This window comes from Vibrio crassostreae (genome assembly GCF_041439375.1).
GTDB lineage: Bacteria > Pseudomonadota > Gammaproteobacteria > Enterobacterales > Vibrionaceae > Vibrio > Vibrio crassostreae_D.
Genome location: NZ_JBGONY010000016.1, coordinates 88,020 through 95,724, shown reverse-complemented (window position 1 = coordinate 95,724; position 7,705 = coordinate 88,020). Strand labels below are relative to the sequence as shown.

Annotated in this window: 5 protein-coding genes and 1 riboswitch; of the genes, 4 read left to right on the top strand and 1 reads right to left on the bottom strand. The window is 46.2% G+C overall.

What is annotated here, in order from left to right; translation table 11 throughout:
* Positions 1 to 264: 264 nt before the first annotated feature.
* The gene (locus ACED45_RS09475; RefSeq protein WP_371713857.1) at positions 265 to 1,635 is read right to left on the bottom strand and encodes an NCS2 family permease; all 1,371 of its coding nucleotides are present in this window, start codon (positions 1,633 to 1,635) and stop codon (positions 265 to 267) included.
* A gap of 58 nt (positions 1,636 to 1,693) precedes the next feature.
* A riboswitch (purine riboswitch) is annotated at positions 1,694 to 1,793 on the bottom strand.
* A gap of 324 nt (positions 1,794 to 2,117) precedes the next feature.
* On the opposite strand from ACED45_RS09475, the gene gmk reads away from it, so the two are divergent.
* The 4 genes from gmk to recG all read left to right on the top strand — a co-directional run bounded on the left by gmk (position 2,118) and on the right by recG (position 7,633).
* Positions 2,118 to 2,741 (top strand): guanylate kinase, encoded by a 624-nt coding sequence (gmk, locus tag ACED45_RS09470; protein ID WP_048661314.1) that lies wholly within the window; start codon positions 2,118 to 2,120, stop codon positions 2,739 to 2,741.
* A 119-nt stretch (positions 2,742 to 2,860) separates the two neighbouring features.
* On the top strand, positions 2,861 to 3,133 hold the full coding sequence (gene rpoZ, locus ACED45_RS09465; protein WP_009848003.1) for a DNA-directed RNA polymerase subunit omega: 273 nt from the start codon (positions 2,861 to 2,863) through the stop codon (positions 3,131 to 3,133).
* 39 nt (positions 3,134 to 3,172) lie between these two features.
* The gene (gene spoT / locus ACED45_RS09460) at positions 3,173 to 5,299 is read left to right on the top strand and encodes a bifunctional GTP diphosphokinase/guanosine-3',5'-bis pyrophosphate 3'-pyrophosphohydrolase (protein WP_371713856.1); all 2,127 of its coding nucleotides are present in this window, start codon (positions 3,173 to 3,175) and stop codon (positions 5,297 to 5,299) included.
* A 255-nt stretch (positions 5,300 to 5,554) separates the two neighbouring features.
* Entirely contained in the window at positions 5,555 to 7,633 is a 2,079-nt protein-coding gene (gene recG, locus ACED45_RS09455; protein ID WP_017066313.1) for an ATP-dependent DNA helicase RecG, read from the top strand.
* Positions 7,634 to 7,705: the final 72 nt, after the last annotated feature.

Sequence of the window (7,705 nt, the reverse complement as noted above, 5' to 3'; positions counted from 1 at the left end):
ATAACTCTTTACCATGCTGTTCAAAAAACACTCACGAAAGATCAACACGCCCTAAAAGATTTGGGTAAATGAGAAGGCATAGTCACTCTTCAAAAAATAATTAATCCAGTCTCTACAATAGCATGCATCAATATAAGTCGCGTACTCTCTATCGGATAACACCATCGATTGCACACGTTTTATAGAAGCAACAGATACAAAAATGACCCCACATTCACTGTAGAGCCATCTATTGATCTTTTACTTAATAGTAGCTAATTAGCTTTAAAGCAGAATCAAATAAGTCAAGAAAACCACACACAGTCCGTAGATCAGCGGGTGTACTTCTTTGCGCTTACCTGCCACAACCATCGTAAATGCGTAGCTGATGAAGCCCATAGCCATACCGTTTGCTGGAGAGAAGCTTAAAACAGTGAACATTATGGTGAAGAAAGCCGCAATGCGAGACTCTTTCTTTTCCCAGTTGATCTGACCAAGGCGACCTACCATGTAGATACCTACGACTACCATCGCCGGCGCAACCATGGCTGCCGAGAAGATAGAGAAGATTGGGTATAGGAAGAGCGAGATTAGGAACAAACCTGCTACCATCACTGCCGCTAAGCCCGTTTTCGCACCTTGAGAAGACGCAATACCTGACTCAGAGAAAGCCGTAATCGACGTTGTACCCAGAATAGAGCCAATCACAGTACCGCCTGCATCAGCCACTAGAGCCGACTTCGCGTTTGGCACCTTACCGTCTTTATCAATGATTCCTGCATCGCGGCCAACACCAACGATCGTGCTCAAGCCATCGAAGAAATCGACAATCAGGAAGATAAGCACGATGAATAATAGGTCGAACATTTTCTCAGGTGTGAAAGCCGAGAAATCAAAGATAGCGCCGAAGCTGCCTGCCATGCTTGGCGGCATCGCAACTAGCTGCTCTGGAATTGGCGCGTTTGATGTTCCCATGAATACGTCAGCAAGAATGGTCAACACGATAGCTGAAACGAACGAGATGAATGTCGCCAACTTAATATCACGAACCATACAACCCAGTGCGATGAAGATACTCACGTAAGCGATAATCACTTTTGGATCGGAAATGTCACCTAAGCCAACCAATACGAATGGGTTAGAAACGATGATGCCTGCATTCTTAAGGCCTAAGAAAGCAATGAACAAGCCGAGAGATACGGTAATCGCCAACTTTAAGTCTTCAGGAATCGACTCAATCATCGATTTACGAATATTGGTCAGTGAGAACGCGAGATACAAAATACCAGAAAGGAAGATACCAAATAGCGCTTCATTCCAAAGCACGGCAACAGAACCACTCAATAGCAGGCCTTTGAAGAAGCCATTCATGCTCATGCCCGGAGCCAGCATCACTGGATAATTGCCCCAAATGCCCATGATTAGGGTCGAAATAGCCGCAGCAAGTGCTGTTGCAGTAAACACAGCACCTTTATCCATACCAGGAATACCACCCAAAATCGCCGGGTTAACCGCCAGAATATAACTCATCGCCAAGAAAGTAATGAAACCTGCATATAGCTCGGTGCCAATCGTGGTTTTTCGTTCAGTGATTTTAAACAACGAATCAAGTGAGCCAGAAGAGTTCTGGGCTTTTAGGGTGGAATCGGTATTCACAACAAAACCTATGCAATAAATTAAGAATTTAGGGATTCAAATGCTGTGAGAATAGAGAGGTCTCTACACTAAAAACTGTAGTTACCAAGATAGGCTCGGTAGTAGAAACATCTAGTCCATATCACTAGATATATACAGCATTTAATCGTTTGCGCGGATTGTAAGGATTGAGATTAAAACTTCAACAAATTTTGTCCAGATCACATAAAAAAGTGAAGAAGACGAACCATAGCATTTATGTAAAGATCCTCATGAAGATCATTCGCCAATAAATAACGATCAAGCCAGTTGTTCTCAATCATCTAAATATGCTACTCTTCGCCTCCATTTTTCTGACCTAATTTTCACCAGTTGCTTCTATTAGTTTTACTCGTTATCTCTTTATAGACGTAACCAACGGAACAACAATTAGAGTCAGTGCTATCTTTTATAGTGTAGGTCTATTGCCTTCACTCAATCCAACCAACAGTGGAAATATACAGATGGGCAAAGGTACTCTTTACATCGTATCTGCACCTAGTGGCGCAGGTAAGTCGAGCTTGATCTCAGCAATGCTAGAAACCAATCCAACCTACGCAATGAAGGTATCTGTTTCACACACCACTCGCGGTATGCGCCCTGGTGAAGAGAATGGTGTTCACTACCACTTTGTAGAAAAACATCACTTCGAAGATCTTATTGGTAAAGGTGAGTTCCTAGAGTACGCTGAAGTGTTCGGCAACTACTACGGTACTTCACGCGTTTGGATTGAAGAAAACCTAGACCGCGGTATCGATGTATTCCTAGATATCGACTGGCAAGGCGCTCGTCAGATCCGTGAACAAATGCCTCAAGCGAAGAGTGTATTCATTCTTCCACCATCAAATGGTGAGCTAGAGCGTCGTTTGAATGTTCGCGGTCAAGATAGCGACGAAGTTATTGCGAAACGCATGAGCGAAGCAAAATCAGAGATTTCTCACTATGCAGAATATGATTATGTGATCGTGAATGATGACTTTGATGCAGCCCTAATGGACTTCAGAGCTATCATTCGTGCGGAGCGTTTAAAAGAAGATAAGCAAGCAGCGAAATACAGCGGCATGCTTACTGCTTTATTAGCGGAATAATCTAGATCCCCTAGATTTTCCATTGAGATAAGTATACGGTGATCTAGAAAGTCTCTAGTTAAACTTGTATACTTTCTCGTCATCAAAAATTTATTAGTTAATTACTATTTGGAGTCCTCATGGCACGCGTAACTGTTCAAGACGCTGTTGAAAAAGTTGGCAACCGTTTCGACCTAGTTCTTATTGCGGCTCGCCGCGCACGTCAAATGCAAACTGGCGGTAAAGATTCACTAGTGCCTGAAGAAAACGATAAGCCAACGGTTATCGCTCTTCGCGAAATCGAAGAAGGTCTTATCACTAAAGACGTACTAGATGCTCGTGAGCGTCAAGAGCAACAAGAGCAAGAAGCGGCTGAACTTGCAGCAGTAAGCAGCATCGCTCACACTCGTTAAAAGCGTCATTCGAACTAATTAACCTTCCGGGCCTTTAATTTGTATCTATTCGATAGCCTCAAAGACGTTGCCCAAGAATACCTAACAGAGCCTCAAATTGAGGCTCTGCGTCAATCTTATGTGGTAGCGAGAAACGCCCATGAAGGGCAAACCCGTTCAACGGGTGAACCATACATAATCCACCCTGTTGCTGTTTCAAGAATCCTGGCAGAAATGCGTCTGGATATCGAAACCCTGCAAGCAGCCCTACTCCACGATGTAATTGAAGATACTGAAGTTACAAAAGAGGAGCTAGAAGCTCAATTTGGCAATACTGTTGCTGAACTGGTTGATGGTGTATCTAAGCTGGATAAGCTTAAATTTCGTGATCGCAAAGAAGCGCAAGCAGAGAACTTCCGCAAGATGGTTCTCGCCATGGTGCAAGACATCCGCGTTATCTTGATCAAATTAGCTGACCGTACTCACAACATGCGTACACTTGGGGCTCTTCGTCCTGATAAAAAGCGTCGTATTGCTCGTGAAACCCTCGAGATTTATTCTCCGCTAGCTCACCGTCTTGGTATTCATAACATCAAGACCGAACTAGAAGAGCTGGGATTTGAAGCCCTTTATCCTAACCGTTATCGCGTACTTAAAAACGTAGTGAAAGCTGCGCGTGGTAACCGTAAGGAGATGATCCAACGTATCCATAGCGAAATCGAGGGCCGCCTTGAAGAAGTCGGTTTGCCTGCTCGCGTACTTGGTCGTGAAAAGAACCTGTTCTCCATCTATAACAAGATGAAAACTAAAGAGCAGCGCTTCCACACCATTATGGACATCTACGCTTTCCGCGTCGTGGTTGATACCCCAGATACTTGTTATCGCGTACTTGGTCAGGCTCACAGCCTGTACAAGCCTCGCCCTGGCCGCATGAAAGATTACATTGCGGTACCAAAAGCCAACGGCTACCAATCTCTGCACACGTCAATGATCGGCCCTCACGGAGTGCCAGTTGAGGTTCAGATCCGTACTGAAGATATGGATCAAATGGCAGACAAAGGTGTCGCAGCGCACTGGTCTTACAAAGGCAACGGCTCACGCAGCAGTAATGGCACAACCGCACAGGTTAAAGCACAACGTTGGATGCAGAGCTTACTTGAGCTGCAACAAAGCGCGGGTAACTCATTCGAATTCATTGAAAACGTTAAGTCTGATCTGTTCCCAGATGAGATCTTCGTGTTCACGCCGAAGGGGCGCATTGTCGAGCTTCCGGCAGGCGCAACAGCGGTCGATTTTGCTTACGCGGTGCATACCGATGTCGGCAACATGTGTGTAGGTGCTCGTGTAGACATGAACCCTTACCCACTCAGCAAATCGCTGAAGAACGGTCAAACTATTGAGATCATCAGTGCTCCGGGCGCACGTCCGAATGCAGCATGGCTCAACTACGTAGTGACCTCACGCGCACGTACTAAAATCCGTCAGGTTCTAAAAACGATGCGCCGCGAAGAGTCGATTACGCTAGGTCGTCGTTTACTTAATCACGCACTTGGCGAACGTTCTATTGCCGATATCGGCCAAGAGAATATTGACCATGTATTGTCTGACTTACGCCTAGAAAGCGTTGAAGACTTACTGGCGTCGATTGGTCTTGGTGAGCTGATGAGTATCGTCATTGCTCGTCGTCTGCTTGGTGATGCTGACGAACTGACTGAAGTAGAAAACAACAGTGACACACCGAGGAAGAAACTTCCGATCCGTGGTGCTGAAGGTCTACTACTGACGTTCGCTAACTGTTGTCACCCGATTCCAGATGATCACATCATTGCCCATGTATCGCCAGGTCGTGGCCTTGTGGTTCACCGTGAAACGTGTCCAAACGTTCGTGGTTACCAGAAAGAACCAGACAAATACATGGCGGTTGAATGGTCTGACGATTACGACCAAGAGTTCACCGCTGAACTTCAGGTTGATCTGCAGAACCACCAAGGTGCACTGGCTGAGTTAACTAACGTTATCTCAAAAACAGGCTCTAACATTCACGGTATTTCAACCGAAGAACGTGATGGACGCCTGTACACAGTGACTATCTTGCTGACCACCAAAGATCGTGTTCACCTTGCAAGTATTATGAAAAAGCTACGTGTGATGCCACACGCGCTGAAAGTAAGACGTCGTAAGAACTGATCAAAGTAAAGATGAGGGATTCGAGATGGCGAGATGCGAAGAGCAAAAGACTTCGTGACTCACCATCTTGGCTCCACATCTTTTTTAATCTTTTCGTATCTCGTTTACTCGTACCCCGTATCTGCTCTTCATTCCTTCGTGTCTCGTTTACCCGCATCCCGCATCTGCTCCTAATCTGCTCTTACGCTTTATCCTGTACAAAAATCCAGTAAAATGCTTGAATAGATTATCTCTCTTACGTTTATGAGCCTTGTTATGTCACAGCTTTTATCTGCTATCCCTCTCAACTCTTTATCTGGAGTCGGCGCTAAAGTCGCAGAGAAACTAGAGAAGGTTGGGCTTAACAATGTACAAGACCTGCTGTTTCACCTGCCTTTGCGCTATGAAGATCGAACGCGTATCTATCCCATCGTAAAACTGCATGCTGGTTTATGGGCAGCAGTGCAAGGCAAGGTAATGCACGTCGATACCATTTTCGGCAAACGTAAGATGCTCGCAGTAAAGATCAGTGATGGTAATGGCACTATTACCCTACGTTTTTTCAACTTCACTGCAGGCATGAAGAATAACTTTGCCGAAGGCAAACAAGTGCATGCTTATGGTGAGATCAAGCGCGGTAATATGGGGCTTGAGATCGTCCATCCTGACTACAAATTCTTTGCGCCGAGGCAACAGCCAGACGTTGAAGCCAATCTGACTCCGGTGTACCCAACCACCGAAGGGCTAAGACAAGTCACGCTGCGTAATCTTACCGATCAAGCTTTAGAGTTAATCGACAAGGCCGCAGTTAACGAGCTTCTCCCATCCGGTTTATACGACCACCAAATTACCCTCGCACAAGCACTGCATACCATTCACAGGCCGCCCCCGGGCATTGACCTAGAGCTGTTTGATGAAGGCAAGCACCCTGCGCAACTGCGCCTAATTATGGAAGAGTTACTGGCTCAAAACCTGTCTATGTTGTCTGTTCGTAGCAAAGGGCAGCAAGACAAGGCAATGCCTTTTCCTCCAGTAAACACCCTTAAAGATAAGCTACTGGCTCAGCTGCCGTTTTCACCAACCAATGCCCAAGCACGAGTGACCAAAGAGATCGAAGCTGACTTGGAAAAGCCGCATCCTATGATGCGTTTAGTGCAGGGTGATGTGGGCTCTGGTAAAACCTTAGTCGCTGCACTGGCGGCGGTTCGCGCATTGGAACACGGTCAACAAGTAGCACTTATGGCACCCACTGAACTACTCGCAGAACAACACGCGATTAACTTTGCCAACTGGTTTGAGGCAATGGGTATTCAAGTTGGATGGCTAGCAGGTAAGCTCAAAGGCAAAGCTCGTGAAACTGAACTAACACGTATTGCCAGTGGCGAAGCGCAAATGGTGGTCGGTACTCATGCGCTGTTCCAAGAGCATGTCGAGTTCAAAAACCTTGGTTTAGTGATCATTGATGAGCAACACCGATTTGGTGTCCACCAGCGATTAGAGCTACGTGAGAAAGGCGCAAAGCAAGGCTACTACCCCCATCAGTTGGTCATGACCGCTACCCCAATCCCACGAACGTTAGCAATGACGGCCTATGCCGACCTCGAAACTTCGATTATTGATGAACTGCCACCGGGACGAACCCCAATTCAAACCGTGGCAATTCCTGATACCAAGCGCGATGACATTGTTGAACGTGTGAAAAATGCGTGTCTCAATGAAGGCAAACAAGCCTACTGGGTATGTACGCTGATTGATGAATCGGAAGTACTGGAAGCTCAAGCTGCAGCTGATACAGCAGAAGAGCTACAACGCAAACTGCCTGACGTAAAAATTGGTTTAGTCCATGGCCGTATGAAACCCGCCGAGAAACAAGCGGTGATGCGAGAGTTCAAAGAGAACAAGCTGCATCTATTGGTTGCGACAACCGTGATTGAAGTGGGCGTGGATGTTCCGAATTCGAGCTTAATGATCATCGAGAACCCAGAACGTCTTGGCCTAGCGCAACTGCACCAACTGCGTGGCCGTGTCGGCCGAGGTTCGGTCGCAAGTCATTGTGTATTGTTGTATCACTCTCCGCTGTCTAAAACCGCTCAGAAACGCCTAGGTGTGCTACGTGAAAGTAACGATGGCTTTGTGATTGCACAGCGCGACTTAGAAATCCGTGGCCCCGGTGAATTGCTCGGTACCAAACAAACTGGCTTGGCTGATTTCAAGATCGCCGATCTAATTCGTGACCAACGTTTGATACCTGAAGTGCAGCGTATTGCGCGTCATATTCACGATAGCTACCCAGACAATGCTAAGGCGATCATCAACCGTTGGTTGGGTGAACGCGATGTTTACTCAAAGGCGTAATTAGCCATTATATTCCCGCTTAAAACGTAGAAAGGCTTCCTCAAGGAAGCCTTTTTAGTGCGTATAGCCCAA